The organism is Streptomyces sp. NPDC001270, assembly GCF_042896695.1.
GTDB lineage: Bacteria > Actinomycetota > Actinomycetes > Streptomycetales > Streptomycetaceae > Streptomyces.
On record NZ_JBIAXM010000040.1, the window covers coordinates 1 to 19,505 of the forward strand.

12 protein-coding genes are annotated in these 19,505 nt (G+C 71.2%); 1 reads left to right on the forward strand and 11 read right to left on the reverse strand.

Annotated elements, in window-relative coordinates:
* Positions 1-121: 121 nt before the first annotated feature.
* From ACFY2B_RS39375 to ACFY2B_RS39405, 7 genes are all read right to left on the reverse strand, one after another.
* A complete protein-coding gene (locus tag ACFY2B_RS39375) occupies positions 122-1,750 on the reverse strand; it encodes a substrate-binding domain-containing protein (protein WP_390767864.1) in 1,629 nt (542 codons plus the stop codon).
* Positions 1,751-1,758: 8 nt separating this feature from the next.
* The gene (locus ACFY2B_RS39380) at positions 1,759-2,700 is read right to left on the reverse strand and encodes a carbohydrate ABC transporter permease (protein ID WP_390767865.1); all 942 of its coding nucleotides are present in this window, start codon (positions 2,698-2,700) and stop codon (positions 1,759-1,761) included.
* Positions 2,697-3,674 (reverse strand): ABC transporter permease, encoded by a 978-nt coding sequence (locus ACFY2B_RS39385; protein ID WP_390767866.1) that lies wholly within the window; start codon positions 3,672-3,674, stop codon positions 2,697-2,699. The genes ACFY2B_RS39380 and ACFY2B_RS39385 overlap by 4 nt, the downstream gene beginning before the upstream one ends.
* 122 nt (positions 3,675-3,796) lie before the next feature.
* Positions 3,797-4,813, reverse strand: coding sequence for a hydroxyacid dehydrogenase (locus ACFY2B_RS39390; protein WP_390767867.1), 1,017 nt, complete (start codon positions 4,811-4,813; stop codon positions 3,797-3,799).
* Between the two features lie 48 nt (positions 4,814-4,861).
* The gene (locus tag ACFY2B_RS39395; protein ID WP_390767868.1) at positions 4,862-7,891 is read right to left on the reverse strand and encodes an alpha-mannosidase; all 3,030 of its coding nucleotides are present in this window, start codon (positions 7,889-7,891) and stop codon (positions 4,862-4,864) included.
* A 106-nt stretch (positions 7,892-7,997) separates the two neighbouring features.
* Positions 7,998-9,095, reverse strand: coding sequence for a Gfo/Idh/MocA family protein (locus ACFY2B_RS39400; protein WP_390767869.1), 1,098 nt, complete (start codon positions 9,093-9,095; stop codon positions 7,998-8,000).
* Positions 9,080-9,736: a ThuA domain-containing protein gene (locus ACFY2B_RS39405; RefSeq protein ID WP_390767870.1), complete on the reverse strand. Its 657-nt coding sequence runs from the start codon at positions 9,734-9,736 to the stop codon at positions 9,080-9,082. The genes ACFY2B_RS39400 and ACFY2B_RS39405 overlap by 16 nt, the downstream gene beginning before the upstream one ends.
* A 781-nt stretch (positions 9,737-10,517) precedes the next feature.
* Between ACFY2B_RS39405 and ACFY2B_RS39410 the strand changes: the two genes are divergently transcribed.
* Complete coding sequence (locus ACFY2B_RS39410) at positions 10,518-11,771, forward strand: glycoside hydrolase family 71/99-like protein (protein ID WP_390767871.1); 1,254 nt, start codon at positions 10,518-10,520, stop codon at positions 11,769-11,771.
* 39 nt (positions 11,772-11,810) lie between these two features.
* On the opposite strand, the gene ACFY2B_RS39415 is transcribed toward ACFY2B_RS39410, so the two are convergent.
* The 4 genes from ACFY2B_RS39415 to ACFY2B_RS39430 form a co-directional block, all read right to left on the reverse strand.
* The gene (locus ACFY2B_RS39415; protein WP_390767872.1) at positions 11,811-13,979 is read right to left on the reverse strand and encodes an ROK family protein; all 2,169 of its coding nucleotides are present in this window, start codon (positions 13,977-13,979) and stop codon (positions 11,811-11,813) included.
* Positions 13,972-16,992 carry an alpha-mannosidase gene (locus ACFY2B_RS39420; protein ID WP_390767873.1) on the reverse strand — a complete coding sequence of 1,007 codons (3,021 nt, stop codon included), beginning with the start codon at positions 16,990-16,992 and terminating at the stop codon, positions 13,972-13,974. Before ACFY2B_RS39420 ends, ACFY2B_RS39415 begins: the two co-directional genes overlap by 8 nt.
* A gap of 623 nt (positions 16,993-17,615) precedes the next feature.
* On the reverse strand, positions 17,616-18,896 hold the full coding sequence (locus tag ACFY2B_RS39425; protein WP_390767874.1) for an enolase C-terminal domain-like protein: 1,281 nt from the start codon (positions 18,894-18,896) through the stop codon (positions 17,616-17,618).
* Between the two features lie 128 nt (positions 18,897-19,024).
* Positions 19,025-19,420 (reverse strand): IclR family transcriptional regulator, encoded by a 396-nt coding sequence (locus ACFY2B_RS39430; protein WP_390767875.1) that lies wholly within the window; start codon positions 19,418-19,420, stop codon positions 19,025-19,027.
* Positions 19,421-19,505 lie beyond the last annotated feature (85 nt).

The window sequence follows — 19,505 nt, forward strand, 5'->3', positions numbered from 1 at the left end:
TGGCTCGGCACACCGGGCAGTTGGACCAAGGCGTGGTCCTCACTGCCGTAGCGTCGCACGGCGAGCAGCAGCCGGTCCGCGGTCCGCTCCCAGTGGGCGCGGTCCTCGGCGGGGGTGCGGTTCATGAGTGACGGGCCTCCCAAGCCTGTTCGAACTCGGCGCGGATCTGGTCGCCGGCCTCCTTGCGCCAGTTCTTCATGGCGTCGTCCCACTCGCTGAGCGGCAGGCGTCCCTGCATGATGCCCTTGCGGGTGTCGTCCAGCGTCGTCTGCATGAGGAGGGACTTCCGGGAGTCCGTCGGCGAGTACAGGGCCTCGGCCGGGTTGGGGATCAGCTCCTTGACGGCTTTCGTCTGGAAGTCGTACTGCGTGGGTACGATTTCCGGCTTCTGCGGGTAATACAGGGTGAACGGCGCGTCCGTGGCGAAGATGGTGGGCAGGTACACCTCGGACTGGCCCTGCGGGGTGAGGATCGGGTCGGTTCCCTTGAGCGTGTGGTCCGGGCCCTCGACACCGTATTTGCGCAGCAGGTACGCGTCTGTGCCGAAGGGAGCCGCCAGGGCGTTCATGGCGCGCAGGATCTGCTTGATGCGTGCCTTGGGTGCCTTCTTGAGGATGAGTGTGGCGTAGTTGGCCGAGCCCGCCCACTGGCCGCCGCTGCCGCCGTCGTAGCCCGGCGCCAGCATGTAGCCCACGTCGAACCCCTTCGTGGCCGGGGCGTACGTGGTGTAGTAGTCGTTCCACGCCGCGGGCGCGTCAGGGTTCATGACGGTCCGTCCGGTGCCGAACCAGTCCTTGGCCTTGCCCAGGAGGGTGTACGTGTCGGGGTGCATGACGCCGGCCTTGGTGAGCTGGCGGACGGCGTCGAGGGACTGCTTGGCCTCTTCGGTCTCGAAGTACCAGGTGAACTTGCCGTTCTCCTCAGCCCAGTTGTTGGGACCCCTGAGCATCTGCATCACGAAGTTCCAGGCGGTGACGCTGTCGCCGAGGGCGTACTGCTGCTTCTTGGGGTCCGTGACGTCCTTGCACAGCTTGGCGAACTCGTCCCAGGACTTCGGATTCGGGTCGAGCCCCCGCTCGTTGATCAGGTCGAGGCGGGTGTAGTTGGGGCCGCCGGCGAGCGGCCGGGGCATCGGGATCGCGTAGATCCCGCCGTTGCGCACACAGGGAGCCCAGGAAGCGCTGGGAATGTTGGCGAGATACGGGTAGTCCCGGATGTTGTCGCCCGACAGGTGCTCGGTGAGGTCCTCGCACAGGGTGTCCAGCATGTCCGGAGTGGCCGCGGTGTTGCTCTTGGGCGGCAGCATCAGCATCGCGTCGGGCAGATCGCCGCCCGCGATGGTCACGGCGAACTTGGCCGGGTAGTCGCCGACGGGAGTGATCTGGAAGTTGAGGTCGCAGCCGATGCTCTTGTTGAGGGCCTGCCACATGACGTTGCGGTTCACCGGCGGCGGCACCGGGTTGAAGATCAAGGTCATGATGTCGATGGCGGGCCCTTTGGCAGGGGGGCCGTCAGGGAATGCCTTGACCGGGTTCGCCGGGTACTTCATATAGCCGGGCGCGACACCGGCGGCAGTCGCCGGCATCGATGTCTCAACACCCTGGTACGGGATGTACGTGGGCAGTTGAGCCGTCGCGTTGGCCTTGCCTGCCGAGGGCGCACGGTAGTCCCCGCAGCCCGCGAGCGTCAGACCGGCCGCGACGCCGACGGCAGAGGCGAGGAAACCCCGGCGACTCAGAGGTGGGTTCATGCTGGTGTTCATCCCTTCACCGCCCCGACCATCACGCCCTTGTTCATGTGCCGCTGCAGGAAGGGGTAGACGATCACGATGGGCACGATCGACAGCACCAGGATCGCGGCCTGGAGCGACTGGGTCGGAGGCGGAACCGCACCGGCCGCGACGTTCAGCTGGCCGCCGCTGAGCTGCGAGTTGTTGACGACGTAGGTACGCAGGACCATCTGCATGGGCCACTTCGACGCGTCGTTGATGTACAGCAGGGCGTTGAAGAACGCGTTCCAGTACGTCACCGCGTAGAAGAGTCCGATGACGGCGACGGACGCCTTGGACAGCGGCAGGATGATCCTCGTGAGGATCTTCAGTTCGGAGGCGCCGTCCATACGGGCCGCGTCGATCAGCTCCTGGGGCAGATTCATGAAGAAGGAGCGCAGCACGATCACGTTGAACGCGTTGATCGCGGTCGGCAGGATCAACGACCAGTAGCTGTTGATCAGATGGAGCTGCTTGACCATCAGATAGCTGGGGATGACGCCCGGCGCGAAGAGCATCGACATCAGCAGCAGCATGAGCACGGGCTTGTGCCCGAAGGAGCCGGGGCGGCTGAGTCCGTACGCCAGCGTGATGGAGCAGACGAGGCTGAGGGCGGTGCCGACGACGGTCACGCCGACGCTGACGAGCATCGCCTTGGACACCAGGCCGCCCGAGAGCAGCGCGCTGTAGGAGTCGAACGTGACGTGGTCGGGCCACAGGACGTAGCCGCCGGCCTTGGTGACCTGGATGGGGTCGGCGAGCGACGTCGAGATGATCGCCAGGAAGGGCAGCAGGACCAGGACGACGCAGATCAGCAGGATCAGCGACTTGGCAGTGCGCCACGGCAGGGCACCGGAGGTCTCGCCGGGAATCGCGCTGTAGGACTTGCGCGGCTTGCGACGTACCGGGTGTGCGGGTGACAGCGTGGTCATGAGCGGTATACGCCTTCCTCGCCGAAGAAGTGGGCGATCTTGTTGGCGCCCAGGACGAGGACGACTCCGACAACTCCCTTGACGAGGCCGACGGCGGCGCTCACGCCCCAGTCACCGCCGACCAGGCCGTGGTTGTAGACATAGGTGTCCATGACCTCGCTGTTGTCGAGGCCGACGCCCTGCTGCTGGAGCAGGATCTGCTCGAAGCCGACGGACAGGGCGTCGCCGAGGCGGAGGATCAGGAGCAGGATCACCAGGCCGCGCAGGGCGGGCAGGGTGACGTGCCAGGTCTGGCGCAGACGGCTCGCGCCGTCCATGGCGGAGGCCTCGTACAGGTTCTGGTCGACGCGGGAGAGCGCGGCGAGGAAGAGGATCGTGCCCCAGCCGGTGTCCTTCCAGATCACCTGGGAGGTGAGCAGCGACTTGAACAGATCGGGGTTGCCGATGATGTTCCAGGTGCCCATGTCGTGGGCCTGGAAGAACAGGTTGAGCATGCCGTCGTTGCCCAGCATCTGCTGGAAGAGGGAGACGACGACCACCCAGGACAGGAAGTGCGGCAGGTACAGGACGTTCTGTACCCACTTCTTGACCCGTTCGCTGACCAGGCTGTTCAGCGCGAGCGCCAGCAGGATGGGCGCGGGGAAGACGAACACGACCTGGATCAGGGTCAGTTCCAGAGTGTTGATCAGCGCGTGGACGAACTGCTGGTCACCGTTGAAGATGACGGAGAAGTTGTCGAAACCTGTCCACCGGCTGTGCATGATCCCGATGTAAGGTTGGTAGTCCTGAAAGGCAATGACGTTGCCGAGCAGCGGGATGTAGTGGAACAGCAGCAGGACCACTATGCCCGGTATCAGGAACCAGAACAGGGCCATGTCGCGGCGGCGACGTGGGCGCAGGAACCGGAAACGGCCCTTGTCCGGCCGCCTGTCCTCATGGGCCGAGGCGGCGGCCGGTTGTTCAAGCGTTGTCATGACGTGACGCCCTTTCACCGGGGACGGACGGCTTCGGCCGTCCCCGGGTTGGCAAGGTTTATCTACATGTGCTCGATGATCCAGCGTCCATCGGGTTGATACTGCTTTCCTGGTTGTGTGTGTCAGGCCAGGCGTGGGAGCGCTTCGCGGGTGACTTCACCCTGTAGCGGCTCCCCCGCCACCCATCGTTCGACCTCCGCGACCGCGTACCGTCCGAGTCGTGCCACCTCGCTGCCCTGAGCGCCGGCGATGTGCGGGGTGACCAGCACATGGGGCAGGGACAGCAGGGGATGGCCGGACGGCAGCGGTTCGGGATCCGTCACATCGAGATACGCTTCGAGACGGCCGGAGGAACACTCCCTGGTCAGGGCCTCCGTGTCGACGATGGCGCCCCGGGCGGTGTTGATCAGAACACCGCCGTCGGGGAAGAGTGCGAGCATCTCGGCGTCGAGCAGGCCGGTCGTCTCGGGCAGGAGCGGTGCGTGGACGCTCACCACCCGGGACCTGCGGCACAGCTCGGCCAGTTCCACTCGCTGCGCGCCGAGCCGGCGGGCCTCCTCGTCCGTCACGTACGGGTCGCTCAGCAGGATCTGGTGACCCGCGTCGGACCTGACGAGTTCGGCGATGACCCGGCGGCCGATGCGCGAGGCGCCGATGACGCCGACGGTGAGACCGTCGGCGCCCGATCGGCCGGCGAAGTCCGGCCACCCGGCGGAGTAGCCGGCCGCCATGGTCAGGGTGCGCCGGGCGGCGAGCGTGATGAGGGCGAGGGTGTAGGAGACGACCGGACCCGCGTTGGCGTCGGCCGCCGACGAGACGACGATGCCGCGTTCCCACACCGCGTCGCTCACCAGCGACTTGACGGTGCCCGCCGCGTGCACGACGGCACGCAGTCGAGGGGCCCGCGCCAGCACCTCGGGGGTCAGGCGCGGGCACCCCCAGCCGCTGATCAGGACCTCCGCGTCGATGAGCGCGTCCGGGAACGCGGCGCCGGCACCGGAGCCCACCGGGTCCGGGGCGAGCCGGACCAGCGACGCGAGCCGTGCACGCAGCTCCGGCGGGAGCACGTGTTCGGCGACGGCCGGGTCCATCACGCAGACCGCCTCGGGAGGGGCGGAGCGTGTCGCTCGGACTGTCATGGTGGGCTCCCTTTCGGTACGTGCTGATCGTGCCGGTACGGCGGTTCGTCAGGCGCGCGGCAGGCGCAGGGTCACCATCTGGAACGGCCGCAGAGCCAGGACGACCGTGCCGTCCGCCGTGCCGGGCCGCCCGGTGTCGGCGAGCGGGCGTTCCAGCAGGTCCGTGAGGACGGCACCGTCGGCGGCGAAACCGTCGACGGAGACGGTGGCCCGGGCACGGCCGCCGTTCGCCTCGTAGAGCCGTACCACCAGGTCGCCGCTGCGGTCGTCGGCCAGCTTCACCGCGCTCACCACGACGGCGTCGTCGTCCACGGTCACCAGCGGGGCGACCGCTTCGGCGGTTCCGGTGACCCGGCGCTCGGGCAGGTTGGCGCGGTAGCCCTCGCGGACCGCGTCACCGATCGTCGCGCCCGGCGCCAGGGCGTGCCGGAACCGGTGCACCCCCTGGTCCGTCTCCGGGTCCGGGTAACGGGGTGCGCGCAGCAGCGACGCCCGTACGGTGGTCGTGGTGCCCTCGTCGGTGCCGGTCCGTACCGCGCGGGTCACGTCGTGGCCGTACGTGGCGTCGTTGACGACCGCGACGCCCCAGCCGGGTTCGTCGACGTGGACGAAGCGGTGGTTGCACGCCTCGAACTTGGCCCACTCCCAGCTCGTGTTCTGGTGCGTGGGCCGGTGCACGTGGCCGAACTGGGTCTCGGAGGCGTACCGGTCGGCCTTCACGTCCAGCGGGAAGGCCAGCTTCAGGAACTTCTCCCGCTCGTGCCAGTCCACCTCGGTGTCGATGTCGAGCCGCTTGGCGTCGGCCGGCACCGACAGGAGCTGGGTGACGCGCGAGTCGCCGAAGGCCCGCTCGATCCGCACCGTGGCGCCGTCGGCGCTCAGTTCGGTCACCTCGGTGAGGTCCGTGCCGACGTTCCGGTAGAAGCGGTCGACGTCCCACGCGTCCCACTGGTTGGGGAAGTCGGGGTGGAGCTGGAGCAGGTTGGCCGCCTGCCCCGGCGCGACGGCCTCCCGGTTCGCGGCGATGTCGTACGCGGAGACCACCAGCCCGCGTCCGTCGATCTCGACCCGCAGCAGGCCGTTGTCGAGGACGTAACCGCCTCCCTCACGCGGGACGGGGACCACGGCGTCCGGGACGGTGAGCGCGGCGGCGCCACCGGCCGGGACGCCGCCGCGGGCGTGCGGGGCCGAGTTGAACACCAACTGGCCGGCGCCGGAGGCGTCACCGGCGAGCGCGCGCTGCGCACGCTCGATGATGCCTTCCAGTTCCCCGGCGAGGCGCGCATAGGTCTCGCGCGCCTCGCGGTGCACCCAGGCGATGGAGGAGCCGGGCAGGATGTCGTGGAACTGGTGCAGCAGCACCGTCTTCCAGATCCGGTCCAGTTCCTCGTAGGGGTAGGGCGCGCCGGCGCGCACCGCGGCCGTCGCGGCCCACAGCTCGGCCTCCGTCAGCAGGGACTCGCTGTGCCGGTTGCCGCGCTTGGTCTGCGCCTGGCTGGTGAGCGTGGCGCGGTGGAGTTCGAGGTACAGCTCGCCCACCCACACGGGCGGGTCGGGGTATTCGGCCTCGGCCTTGGTGAAGAAGGCCGCGGGGGACTCCCACTCGACGGCCGGGGCGCCTTCCAGGCTGCGCATGCGGGCGGCCTTGGCGACCATCTCGCGGGTGGTGCCGCCGCCGCCGTCGCCGTAACCGGTCGGGGCGAGGGACCGGGTGGCGACGCCCTTCTCCTTGAAGTTGCGGGCCGCGTGCGCCAGCTGGCGCCCGGACATCTCGCAGTTGTACGAGTCGACGGGCGGGAAGTGGGTGAAGATCCGGGTGCCGTCGATGCCCTCCCACTGGAAGGTGTGGTGCGGGAACTTGTTGGTCCGGCTCCACGAGATCTTCTGGGTGAGCAGCCGCGTCGAGCCGGCCGCCTTGATGATCTGCGGCAGGCCGGCGGCGAAGCCGAAGGTGTCGGGCAGCCAGGCTTCGTCGTTCTCGATGCCGAACTCGTCCAGGAAGAACCGCTTGCCGTGCACGAACTGCCGGGCCATCGCCTCCGAGCCGGGCATGTTGGTGTCGGACTCCACCCACATGCCGCCGGCCGGCACGAACCGGCCCTCCGCGACCGCCTTCTTCACCCGGGCGTACACCTCGGGCCGGTGTTCCTTGATCCAGGCGAACTGCTGGGCCTGGGACATGGCGAAGACGAAGTCGGGTTCGTCCTCCAGCAGGGCCGTCATGTTCGACGTGGTCCGGGCCACCTTGCGGACCGTCTCGCGCAGCGGCCACAGCCACGCGGAGTCGATGTGCGCGTGACCGACGGCGCTGATGCGGTGCGCCGCGGGGACCGCGGGCGCGGAGAGCACTCCGGCGAGCTGGTCCCGGGCGGCCTGGGCGGTGCCGCCCACGTCCTGGAGGTCCACGGCGTCCAGCGCGCGGGCGACCGCGCGCAGGATCTCCCAGCGGCGCGCCCCGTCGAGGGGCAGCTCCCGCATCAGCTCGCCGAGCACCTCCAGGTCCATGACCAGGTTCCACACCGTCTCGTCGAAGACGGCCAGCCGCATCTCGCCGAGCACGTACTGCGGTGCGTCGCCCGCGGTCGCCTTGTCACCCATCGGCGTCGGCTGGAACGGCACCCCGCTCGCGTCGAGGTCGGGGTTGGAGGCGGCCTCGATGTGCCAGTGGACCTGCTCCCCGCCCGTGACCGGCGCCCCGACCCGGATGTACGCGTTGCGCGGGTGGAGTCCCTTGACCGGGGTGCCGTCGGGCCGGTAGACGAGGCCCTCGCACTGGAAGCCCGGGGTGCGCGGGGTGAAACCGAGGTCGAGCACGGCCTCGACGGTACGGCCCGCCCACTCGGCGGGAACGGTGCCGGTGACCTTGAACCAGCTGGTGCCCCACGGCGTGCCCCAGGGGGTGCCGGTGGCGATGGGGCGGGTGGATGCCGCCAGGCCCTCGGCCACGGGCACGGGTTCGCCCGGGGTGGACCAGATCTCCACGGTCAAGGGGGTGGTGACGGGGTGGACTGCCGGCCGGATGCGTTCTCTGAGGACGCGGTCCAGGCGTGCTTCGACCAGGTTCCGGTCGTCGTGCATGAAGGGGGTCTCCTGTAGCTGCGAGCGTATGCGGGCAGTCGAGGGTCGGTGGGGCAGTCGGGTTCGGTCAACGGCTGCCGGTGGCGGTGCAGGCGACCGGTTTCGGTCAGTCGCCGGGCTCGGTCACCGGGGCGGGACGCTCGCAGGTGCTGGTCACCGGGAGCGCGCGGCCCTGGTCCGCCGCGTCCATGAGGGTGAGCATGATGTCCAGGACGTGCGCGGCGAGCTCGGCCGACGCGCGGTGCGCCCGCCCGGCCGACAGTGCCTCGGCCAGGTCGGCGAGGCCCGCGCCGCGCCCGGCGTCCCGGTAGCCGGCGGACACGGGCAGGGTCTCCCAGCCGTCCCCGCGGTTGATCTCCACGGTGCCGTCGAAGCCGTTCGGGTCGGGCACGGACAGCGATGACTCGGTGCCGTGCACCTCGATCCGCGGCAGCCGCGCGGCGCGCACGTCGAAGCTCATGACCAGCGTGGACAGGGCCCCGCCCGCGTGTTCGAGGACGCCGGTGATGTGGGTGTCCACCTCCACCGGGAAGGTGTGGCCCGCGCGGGGACCGCTGCCGATGGTCCGCTGCTTGCGCGGCCGGGAGGACGCGCCGGTCACCTTGACCACCGGGCCGAGCAGGTGGACCAGGGCCGAGAGGTAGTAGGGGCCCATGTCGAGCAGGGGGCCGCCGCCCGGCTGGTAGTAGAACTCCGGGTCCGGGTGCCACGCTTCGTGGCCCTTGGTCGTCATGAAGGCGGTGGCCGCGACCGGGGTGCCGATCAGACCGTCGTCGACCGCCTTGCGCGCGGTCTGGGTGCCGGTGCCGAGGACCGTGTCGGGTGCGCAGCCGACCCGCAGTCCGGCCTCGCGCGCCGCCGCCAGCACGGCGTCGGCCTCCTTGCGGTTGGCCGCGAGGGGCTTCTCGCCGTACACGTGCTTGCCCGCGGCGAGCGCCGTGAGGGCGACCTCCGCGTGCGCGGCCGGGATCGTCAGGTTGAGGACGGCGTCCACGTCGTCCCTGGCCACCAGGTCGGCCACGGTCGGCGCCACGGTCACCCCGTCCCCGGCCTGGGCCGCGACAGCCTCCGCGCGGCTCTGGTCGAGGTCGGTGACGGCGGTCAGCCGCACGGACGTCAGACGCTCCAGTGTCGAGAGGTAGGCGCCGCTGATCTTTCCAGCGCCCACGATGCCGATGTTCAGAGGCTTCAGCGACTCGCCCACAGCAGTCCCCTTTCGGTCAACGTGCGGACCTCCGGCACGTCGAAGTCGTCGGGCTTGTGCCCGATGGTCGAGACGAAGACCCGTCCCGTTCCCCACGTCCTGGTCCACACGGCGGGCATCACCGCGGGCCGGTCCCTGAGTTCGTCGGCCGGGAAGGTGGTGGTGGCCAGCACCTCGATGTGCGGGTCGGTGAGCACCCAGTACTGCTCGGTGTGGACGTCGAAGTCGGCGAGCCCCGCGACGACGGGGTGGTCGGCCCGCTCGGGCAGCACGTGCACGGTGTGGTCGTGGAAGCCCGGCGGATGCATGACGAACTTGCCACCGGTCAGCAGGTGGTAGTTGTGGTCGTGGAAGCAGTCGACGATGCCGCCGTGCCAGCCGGCCAGGCCGGTGCCCGCGCGCACCGCGGCGGCGAGGTTCTCGCTCTGTTCCCGGGTGATCGTTCCCATGGTCCAGCACTGGACGATCAGGTCGGTCGCGGCCAGGCGCTCCGCGTCGTCGTACACCGCGAGGTCTTCGGAGGTCTCGACGACGAAGCCCTGTTCCTTGAGGAAGGGGACGAATGCGTCGCTGATCGTCACGGGCTGGTGCCCGTCCCAACCGCCGCGGACGACGAGCGCCCGCCGGGTGTCGGTGGTCAAGGTGATTGCACGCTCCCATCAGCGCCGCGCGGTGGGGCGCGGCGGTCGGGGTCGAGTGGTGTTCGCCCGACGGGTCGGGCCGGAGCAGGAACTGCCCCTGACCGGCGACGTCGGGTGTGCTGCCATGTGAACTTATGAACCGCCGCCGAAGTTTGTCAATACGTTGTAGTAACTCGGATGTCATGCGTTTCGGCGAGCGAGTTGGCGGCCGGGCACCGTGACGGCGTGGCCTGGTCGGCATCGGTCTGGCATCAGTCCGGCACCGGTCGGCTCGACGGGGGCGCCCCAGCGGCCGACGGCAACGTGACGGCGCGGCGGCAGACCGGGGCTGATCGGCCGGTCGACCAGGCGGCCGGTCAGTCAGTCACCCGGTCGTCCGGTCAGCCGGTCGGCTGTGACTCCGCGTCGGCGGGGACGGCGGAGATCCGGCCGTCCCGTCCGGCCGAGGGCCGCCCGCCACCTGGACCAGCCCGTCGCGCGGGAGGTGCCCGGCAGTCCGTGTCGGCCCGGCAGTCGGCCGGGGGCGGACGGCTCCGCGGGCCGCCCTGAATGGTCCGAGCCCGCCGCGTGCGACGACCACCGAATGGGCCGGCCGCACGAATGACCCACCCCTGTGTCAGAACACTTATTTTCCATTTCCGTCGCCGGCTCCACCCGCACCCCGTATTCCGGCCGGACATATGAATCTGCACAACAGAATTACCGTTTCGGGGATTGACGTTGAGCAGGCCACTGGGTTTGCTGACAGCCGACAAAACTCCACCCCCACTGGAGGAACTCCATGGCGATCACCAGACGCAGGATGCTCGGCGGCGCTCTCGCGGCCGGTGCCGGAATCGGCACCATGGCCGCCCTGCCGCGGGCCGTCGCGGCCGAGTCGGCAGCCGCCGCCAGCCCGCCCGGCGATGTCGTCGGCAAGATCTCGGTCGGATACCAGGGCTGGTTCGCCTGCCAGGGCGACGGTTCCCCCATCGACAGCTGGTGGCACTGGAGCCAGGACAAGAGCAAGCCGCCGTCGCCGTCCAACACCACCATCAAGTCCTGGCCCGACATGTCGGAATACTCGCGCGGTTTCACCACCGCGTATCCGAATCTGAACGGCGGTGGGCCCGCCCAGCTCTTCTCCTCCTGGGACCAGCAGACCGTCGACACGCATTTCCGCTGGATGCGTGAGAACAACATCGACACGGCGGCCCTGCAACGTTTCAACCCCTTCGGATCCGAGGGGCCGACCCGGGACGGAATGGCGCAGAAAGTGCGCCAGTCGGCCGAGGCGAACGGGCGCAAGTTCTACATCATGTACGACGTCACCGGCTGGACCTCCATGCAGTCCCAGATCAAAGAGGACTGGACGTCCAAAATGCAGGCCCACACCGCGTCCAGCGCTTATGCACGCCAGAACGGTAAACCCGTGGTCTGCATTTGGGGATTCGGCTTCAATGACTCCGGCAGACCTTTCGAACCGGCGCCGTGCAAAGACGTCGTGGACTGGTTCAAGGCCCAGGGCTGTTACGTGATCGGCGGCGTGCCCACGCATTGGCGCACCGGTACGGATGATTCACGGGCCGGCTTCTCGGACGTGTACCATGCCTTCAACATGATCTCCCCGTGGATGGTGGGCCGGATCTCCAGCGCCGCCCAGTCCGATCAATTCTTCACCAGCGTCAATACGCCCGACAAGGCGGACTGCGACGCGCACGGCATCGACTACCAGCCGTGCGTCCTGCCGGGGGACCTCCAGGAGCGCCACCGGGCGCACGGTGATTTCATGTGGCGCCAGTTCTACAACATGGTGCGGGTGGGTGCCCAGGGCATCTACATTTCCATGTTCGACGAGTTCAACGAGGGAAATCAGATCGCGAAGACGGCCACGACCGCGGCCGGTGTGCCCTCGGGTTCGGGGATCTGGGCGCTCGACGAGGACGGCACGGCCTGCTCGTCCGACTACTACCTGCGCCTGACCGGTGACGGCGGCCGGATGCTCAAGGGGCAGATCGCCCTCACCGCCCAGCGGCCGACCGCCCCGGTCCGATGATGCCGAGCGGGGCCGGGGCGGGTGGCTCCCTGCTTCACCTCAGCCCCGCTCACGCCCCTTCAGCCGCGGGGTGAACGTGGCGTGGAACAGCGTGGAGGCGGCGCCCACCGCTGCCGCCTCCGCGCTCAGCACGGAGCGTTCCACGTGGACCCGCCTGAGGCGGCGGGCGGTGGGGAACTCGTTGACGGCGCGGCCGATCTCGTCGAGGTAGCAGTCGGCGACATCGTCGGTGAAGAACGGGCCGCCCAGCACGATGAGGTCGATGTCGAGCAGGTCGACGAGGCCCAGCGCGCCCCGTCCGACGGCCCGTGCCACTTCGCGCAGCGCCGCGGTCGCGCCCGGGTGACCGGCCGCCACCGCACGTCCCACGGCCCGGTACGCCGCGGTGCTGCTGCGTGCCGGTGCGGGCGTCCGCAGTCCGAGCCGCTCGGCGAACTGCGGCACGGACACGGGTGGATTGCACTCGGGCAGGATCTCGGGCCTGCCGTCCGCCGCGACGCGGTCCAGGGCGAGCGCGCACAGCTGGCCGAACTCACCCGCGTTCGCGCTCACTCCGCGGTAGAGGTCGCCGTTGAGGTAGAGGCCCGAGCCGACGCCGGTGCCGAGGTAGAGGTAGGCGAAGTCCCGGGCCCTGCGGTCACGCCCGATCCACCGCTCCCCCGCCGCCGCGGCGAGCGAGTCCTTCTCGATGAGGACCGGGCAGGGGAAGTGCTCCTTCAGGAGGTACAGCAGCGGCAGATCCTGCCAGCCGCGCATCAGGGGCGGTCCGAGGACCGTGCCGGAGGCGATGTCGACCGGTCCGGGCACGGCCACGCCGACGCCCAGGAAGCCGTCCTCGCGGACCGCGCCGTGCGCCTTGCCGAGTGCTTCGTGGACCAGGTCGACGGCTTGCGCCACGAATTCGGCGGGGTCGGTCTCGGCGCTGACGGCCCGCGTACAGGTGCACACGAGGGCGCCGTCGAGGTCGATGACGACGGCGGTGAGCACCTCCGGGTCGATGTGCAGTCCGAGCGCGTGCGCCGCCGTTCCGCACAGCCGCACCGGAGTGCGCGGTTTGCCGGAGGTGGCCCGGCGCTGGGCGTCCTCGACGAGGACACCGCGGTCGAGCAGCGAGCGGGCGATACGCGACACGGACTGCTGGGTGAGGCCGGTCCGGTGGGCGATCTCACCGCGGGTGACGGTGCCCGCGAGGCGCACCGTCTCGATCACCACGCACTCGTTGAACGAGCCGAGGTCGAGTTGGTTGACCCCGCTGAACGCGGGCGCGTCCGGGGCCTGCTCCGCGCCGTCCGGCCGGCTCTGGTGCTCGGCGACGGGCTCGCGCAGCCAGCGAACCGGGCGGCCGTCCGGTTCCGTGGGACGTTCGAGCGCCGCCACGAGGTCGAGGAACACCCGGCGCGACGACTCCGGGTGGCTCGTGCTGTCCAGGGCGATCAGCGCGTTCAGGAAGCCACGCCAGCTCGCGCGGACGGGCAGGTCGTGGTGGCTGACGGGGGAGCCGCCGGGTCGTCCGCCGGCGCCCGGCCACAGGGCGACGGCATGCAGGGCGATGTCCGGGTGGCGGGCCGCGGCATCGGCGAGGAAGGCGGCGAACTCCTCGTCGCTCGCGGCGGGTTCCAGGCGAAGCCGGTCCAGCGCCCGGTCCAGCCCTGCCACCGCCCGCGCGTCGATCACCGTGGCGGCGGTCGCGGGACGGCTGGTCTCCGCCCGCGTGCCGACGAGGAGTACGGCGCGGTCCGCGTCGGCGTACAGGCCCATCACCCACACGTCGGTGCCGGGCAGGGGCGGACGGGTCGGGACGCGGGGGACGAGCGGGTGGTCCGGGGTGAGGTTCCAGCGTCGGCGGATCGCCGCCACGGTGGCGTGGGACAGGCCCAGTTCACGGGCGATGGCCCGGCTGGCACCGCTGCCGCCGGGTGCGAGCAGGGTCCGGGTGACGACCTCCGCCTCGTCGACGGTGACGGGTCTGCCGGTGCGCGGTCGCTGCCGGAGGCCGGCCAGGCCGTCGCTGTGCCAGCGGTGGCGCCAGGTGCCCACGGTCTGCCGGGAGACGCCCAGCCGGCGGGCGATCTCCGCGTCGCGCCAGCCTTCGGCCGTCAGGAGCACGATCCGGGCGCGCAGGGCGAGGGCGCCTCCGTTCGCGGCCCAGGCCCGCAGTGTGGCACCGGTCTGCGGCGTCATGGTGTCCGCGCGGTGGGGTTCAGGCACCGGGTGGCTCCTCGTCGGGCTGGGCTCGGGTGATCCGCAGGGTGCGGATCTCGAACGGGCGGAGATTCAGCGGAATGCGGGAACCGTCGTGCGGAGCGGGCTCGGCGTTCTCCTCCGACAGGTCCGTCGTGCACACGGCCGCGACGGCGAAATCGACGGTGAGCGCGGCGCGCACGGCGTTGCCGCCGGCTTCGTAGAGGCGTACGACGACGTCCCCGCTGCGGTCGTCGGCGAGTTTCACGGTCTCCACGACGGCGTCCGGGTGATCGGTGCACGCCAGGGGGTCCGCCGCCGGCGCCGCCGTCCCCGGTCGCAGGGGCAGCGCGAGGAGATAGCCGTCCTCGACGGCGTCGCCGGCCGTGGCGCCCGGCCGCACGGTGTGCCGGAAGCGGTGCGCTCCCCGGTCGGCGTACGGGTCGGGTCCGCGCGGGGCACGCAGGAGCGTGTGCCGTACGACGGTGCTCGTGCCCCCGTCGTCCCGGTCCCGCCGGACGATGTCGTGGCCGTGCGGGGTGTCGCTCGCGAAGCCGACGCCCCAGTGGGCCGCGCCGACGTGGATCCAGCGCTGGAGGGGTCGCTCCGCTCCGTCGGCCGGACCGTGGCTCGTGTGTCCGAAGGGGATGCCGCACCGGCTGTGCGCGGCCGGCCCGTCCAGGGGCCAGGTCTGTTTGAGCGCGGTGTCGCGTTCACGCCAGTCGACCTCCGTGTCGACCACCAGGGAGGGGCTGCCCGCGGTCAGCGTCAGGTCCTGGGTGAAGACGGAGCGGCCGTTGCCGCGGCTGATCCGTACAGTGGCCACCAGGGGTCCGGCCGCGACCAGTTCGATCTCCTCGGCCCGGGTCAGGTCCCGGCGGGTGCGTTCGCTGCCCAGGGCGAGCGTGCGGGCCGGGTCGGTGACAGGCTCGTCACGGTGCAGTTCCAGGAGGTTGCCGGCCCCCTCGGCGGCGATGACGTCGCGTCCCGTGGCCAGGTCGACGAGGGAGCGGACCAGGCCGTCGCCGTCCACCGTGACACGCAGCAGACCGTTGTCGAGGATGTGCCGGCCGTCCTGGGTGCGCCGGGCCGTGACCGGTGCCGTGTCGTCCAGCGCGATGCCGACGCTTCCGGTGCCATGGGCGGGGGCCTCGGCGAGCACCGCGCACCGGCCGTCGGCGAGCACCTGGGCGACGGCGGGCAGGCCGGCGGCCCTGATGCCCTCCTGGTCCGTCGCTGGTCCGTCCGCCCTTTCGGGCAGGACGGCTTCCCGTTCCAGCAGGACGACTTCACGGCGGCCGAACGGCGCGGGGTTGTGCACCGCCGCGTCCCCGCGGGCGCCGATCGCGCGGTGGATCAGCCGGGTGAGCCGGCGTCCGAGGTCGTGGTGGATGTCCTCGGCATCCTGCCGGGCCCGGGCGACGGCGGCGCCGGCGAGGATCCCGTGGCTCTGCTGGGTGAGGACGGAGGTCCAGATCCGCTCCAGCGCTTCGTACGGGTAGGGCGTGCCGGTGCGGACCGCCGCGCCCGCCGACCACAACTCGGCCTCGTGGAGCAGCGCTTCGCAGGTCCGGTTTCCGCGCTTGGTGCGTGCCTGGCTGGTGAACTCCCCGGTGTGGGGGGCGAGGTCGAGCGGGCCGCGCACGGTGGCTTCGGCGTCCGGCCCGGGTGCGACCGGGTGTGCCGGGTGCCAGGCCCGGGTGAGGGGGTGCGGTACGTGCCGCGGCGGGCCGTGCGGGTCCGCGAGCCGGGCGGCCTCTTCCAGCGCGGCCCGGTCGGGGTGGTGCAGGGTCCGCAGGGCCGACACGGGCGAACCGTCGTCGCCGCGTGGGTCCGTCGCGCGGCCCGGGACATGGACGAGCATGCCGCTGCCGTCGATGCCCTCCCAGCGGAAGGACCGGTGCCGCGCCGGCCGGTCCGCACGGGGGACCAGCAGCCAGTGCGCACCGGCGGCCCGCGCGATCTGCGGCAGTGCGGGCGAGACGCCGCGGACGTCGGTCAGCCAGACGCCGTCGCTGTCGGTGCCGAACTCGGCGCGCAGGAAGCGGCGTCCGTGGGTGAACTGACGCACCAGCGCCTCCCCGCCGGCCAGTTCGGTGGCGGACTGCGCCCACAGGGCGCCGACCGGTACCCAGGTGCCGTCGGCGATCATCTTGCGCAGCCGCTCGAACAACTGCGGCTCGTGCTGTTTCATCCAGGCGTAGTGCTGTACGTCGGGTGCGACACAGACGAGGCCGGGGTATTCCTCGGCGAGGGCGGCGAGGGTGCTGAGGTCTCGGGCACCGGCGCGGACCGCCTCGTGCAGGGGCAGGGAGCCGAGCGGCACGGGTGCGCTCTCCGCCACCAGCTTGTACCCGGCCGGCAGGGCCCGGCCGGCGCCGCCGAGTTCGGGTGCGAGGACGGCGTGGCCGGCCCGGGCGGTGCGGGCGACGGCACGCGGATCGACGGCGTCCAGCGCGCGCTCCAGGGCGTCGCGGATGCGGATCGCCCGCGGTGCGTCCCGCGGCAGGGACCGGTGGATCCGGTGCAGGGCCCGGATGTCGTGCAGCAGTCGCCACACCGCGTCGTCACGCACCACCAGGTCGGCGCGGCGCAGCCGCAACGGCGGCGGGTCGCAGGACCCGTCCGTGACGGTGGCCTCGACCAGGAGGTGCACGGGCTCGCCCCCGCGGGCACGTTCGGCGACGAGGACCGGGTCCGGATGCGGGGCGTGCAGTCCCCGCAGGGGTGCGCCGTACTCGTCCCGTACGAGCGCCTGCGGCCGGGTGACCGTGTCGCCGCCCAGGTCGAACACCGCCTCGACGCGGCGGCCCGCCCAGCGTTCGGGCACCGACGCCCGCGCCGTGAACCAGGAGGTCGACCCCGGTCGCCCCCAGATGTCGCCCACCGCGAACGGCTCGTGGTCGGCGCGCAGGGCCACCTGCGCGGGCACCGGTTCACCCGGTAGGTGCCAGGCGCTCACATCGAGGGGGATGCGGAGCGGATACAGGGCCGGTCGCAGCCGTTCGGCGAGGAATGCGGCTATGCGCTCGTCAAGCATGGCGGGTCCCCTTCGTGTCCAGCCAGTGACCGCCATGTAAAACCAAGTGTGTTATCAAGTCAACGCTTCGTACCGCGCGCATTGAATTTGCAGTTGAGCGCGTCGCCGATTGTTTCCGTCAGGCGAATTAGGTTCCGAATCGGGGGGCGCACGTCAAATAAACAGACTGACAAAACGGGGAACGAAAGGCGACAGGAGCGCACGGCGGGGCGGGCCGCCGCCGGGTGGAACGCGGCGGGGTGTCCGGTTCGTGCGGGCGGCGCGTGTCATAGCGGCCGCGGGCGCCCGGGCGCGCGTCACCATCCGTGTGCCGCGCGGAACTTGGGTCTGCCGCACCCGTTGACGTAAATCAATCTGATGGACTTACATGTCGGCGCAGCGGCGCTGCCTGTCCATCACGCGCCCGACCCGACCGAGGTGTGCCCACCGTGCGCAGACGCCGAACGCTCTTCCGCAGTACCTTCTCGCACCGCGCCGCGGTGCCGGGACGCCGGTCCGCCGGCAGCGGCGCCGACGCCGTGCCCCGGCCAGCGGGCGACCGCGGCCATCTCCGGATCTGTGGCGGCTGATCCCCGATGTCCGCCGCCGGCCGCCGTCCCGGCCCCGCCCTCCTGGTGCGGGGCTCAGGGCCGCTGCACGCTCCCGTCGGCGTTGCGCAGCAGCGCCCACCGGTCGTGCCCGAGGGGTTCGGGCACAGGGTGGCGGCGGGCCGCGGACTCGTCGAAGTCGACGCCGTGGCCGGCCGTCGCGGGTGGTACGAGCAGTCCGTCGCGCGCCACCACGGTGCCGGGGAACACGTCGTGGACCGCGTCCTTGAAGACGGCCGCCTCCTGCACGCCGAACGCCTGGCTGCTGACGTCGAGCGCGAGGGTGGCGGCCTGGGCGACCGGGCTGACGTCGGCCGGGCCGTGCGGGGCGAGGCGGACCCCGTGCAGTTCGCACAGGGCGGCCAGCTTCCGGGCCGGGGTGAGGCCGCCGAGCGTGGGGACGCGCAGACGTGCGAAGTCGATGTCGGGCTCCTTCAGGAGGGCCACGAACTGCTGTGGGTCGTTGAAGAGTTCCCCCACGGCCAGCGGCACCGGGAAGGCGGCGTGCAGCCGTACGAAGTGGGCGCAGTCCTCGGGCGCGAGCAGGTCCTCGACGACGTACAGGCCGACGTCCTCCGCGCGGCGCAGGAACTCCCTGGCCTGGCGCGGGTCGAGCCGCTCGTGCACGTCGTGCAGCAACTCCACGTCGTCGCCGACGAGTTCGCGCACCCGGCCGAGGACGCGGGGGACGATGCGCAGGTAGGCCACGGAGTCCCACGGCACGCGCCGCTCGCGCACCGCCTCGGGATCGGCCGCGCCGCCGACCCCGTAGGCGTCGGAGCCGGGCACGGCGGCCTGGACGCGGACATGGCCAAATCCCCGCTCCCGCGCCACGGTCACCTTGTCGGCGATCTCCTCGGCGTCGGCGCCGTCGACGTGGGTGTACGCCTCGGCACCGGTACGCACCCGGCCGCCGAACAGGGTGTACAGGGGCACGCCGAGCCGTTTGGCCTTGAGGTCCCACAGGGCGACGTCGATCCCGCCGAGGGCGTTCCCGGTGAACGAACCCCCGTGCCAGTAGGCGCTGTTGAGGACGAGCCGGTGCAGGTCCTCGATGTCGTCCGGGTCCCGTCCGGCGAGCAGCGGGCAGAGGTAGTCGTCGAGGACCGAACGGACCGCGAGGGTGCGTTGCGGATCGCCGGCGCAGCCCAGCCCGTAGAGCCCGGGCTCGTTGGTCTCGACGCGCACCACGAGATGCGGGCAGCCGTGCGGGGCGGTCAGGAAGGTGCGTACGGCCGTGATGCGGATCCTGGCCCCGCGCTCCTCGACCCAGGGGGCCGGAGCGAGCAGGCGGGTGCGGGCGTCTGGCTGAGCCATGCACACTCCGGCGTTCTGGCATCAGAATGACGTACTGTCATCCGAACGTATGGAGTGCGACTCTCGTTTGTCAACGGCCCCTCGGCACAGGGCACTCGGGCGCGCGGGGGGCACCGGCCGCCCGGACGTCAGTGCTGGCCGAGCCGTTTCAGGAGCATGGTCAGGGAGTGCGCCGCCTCGGACACCGCCCGGGCCACCTCCTCGATCCGCTCGTCACCCATCCTGCTGCGGGGCGCCGAGCAGCCCACCGCGTCCCCGCCGTCCGGGGCCACGCCGAGCGGAACGGCCACGCACCGGACGTCCACCGCGTTCTCCCCGTCGTCCACCGCCCAGCCGCGCAGCCGCGCCTCGGCGAGTTCGGCCAGGAACGCGTCCGGGTCGACGACGGTGTCCGGCGTCAGTTTCTCCAGCGGCCAGGTGAGCCGGCGCTGCACCTCGGCCGGGTCGAGCTGGGAGAGCACCGCCTTGCCCAGCGCGGTGGCGTGGGGGGGGGGGCCGCCCCCCCCCCCCCCCCACAAAAACACCCCCCCCCCCCCCCCCGGAGTGTGGGAGAGAGAGATGATGGAGGGCAAAATACAGGCGGGGTTTGACTGCGGCCCCGCGAGCCGG

Excerpts from the sequence above, each read along its gene's own strand:
- ACFY2B_RS39375 (WP_390767864.1), bottom strand. The coding sequence starts at position 1,750 with ATGAACCCACCTCTGAGTCGCCGGGGTTTCCTCGCCTCTGCCGTCGGC.
- ACFY2B_RS39380 (WP_390767865.1), bottom strand. The coding sequence starts at position 2,700 with ATGACCACGCTGTCACCCGCACACCCGGTACGTCGCAAGCCGCGCAAG.
- ACFY2B_RS39385 (WP_390767866.1), bottom strand. The coding sequence starts at position 3,674 with ATGACAACGCTTGAACAACCGGCCGCCGCCTCGGCCCATGAGGACAGG.
- ACFY2B_RS39390 (WP_390767867.1), bottom strand. The coding sequence starts at position 4,813 with ATGACAGTCCGAGCGACACGCTCCGCCCCTCCCGAGGCGGTCTGCGTG.
- ACFY2B_RS39395 (WP_390767868.1), bottom strand. The coding sequence starts at position 7,891 with ATGCACGACGACCGGAACCTGGTCGAAGCACGCCTGGACCGCGTCCTC.
- ACFY2B_RS39410 (WP_390767871.1), top strand. The coding sequence starts at position 10,518 with ATGGCGATCACCAGACGCAGGATGCTCGGCGGCGCTCTCGCGGCCGGT.
- ACFY2B_RS39420 (WP_390767873.1), bottom strand. The coding sequence starts at position 16,992 with ATGCTTGACGAGCGCATAGCCGCATTCCTCGCCGAACGGCTGCGACCG.
- ACFY2B_RS39425 (WP_390767874.1), bottom strand. The coding sequence starts at position 18,896 with ATGGCTCAGCCAGACGCCCGCACCCGCCTGCTCGCTCCGGCCCCCTGG.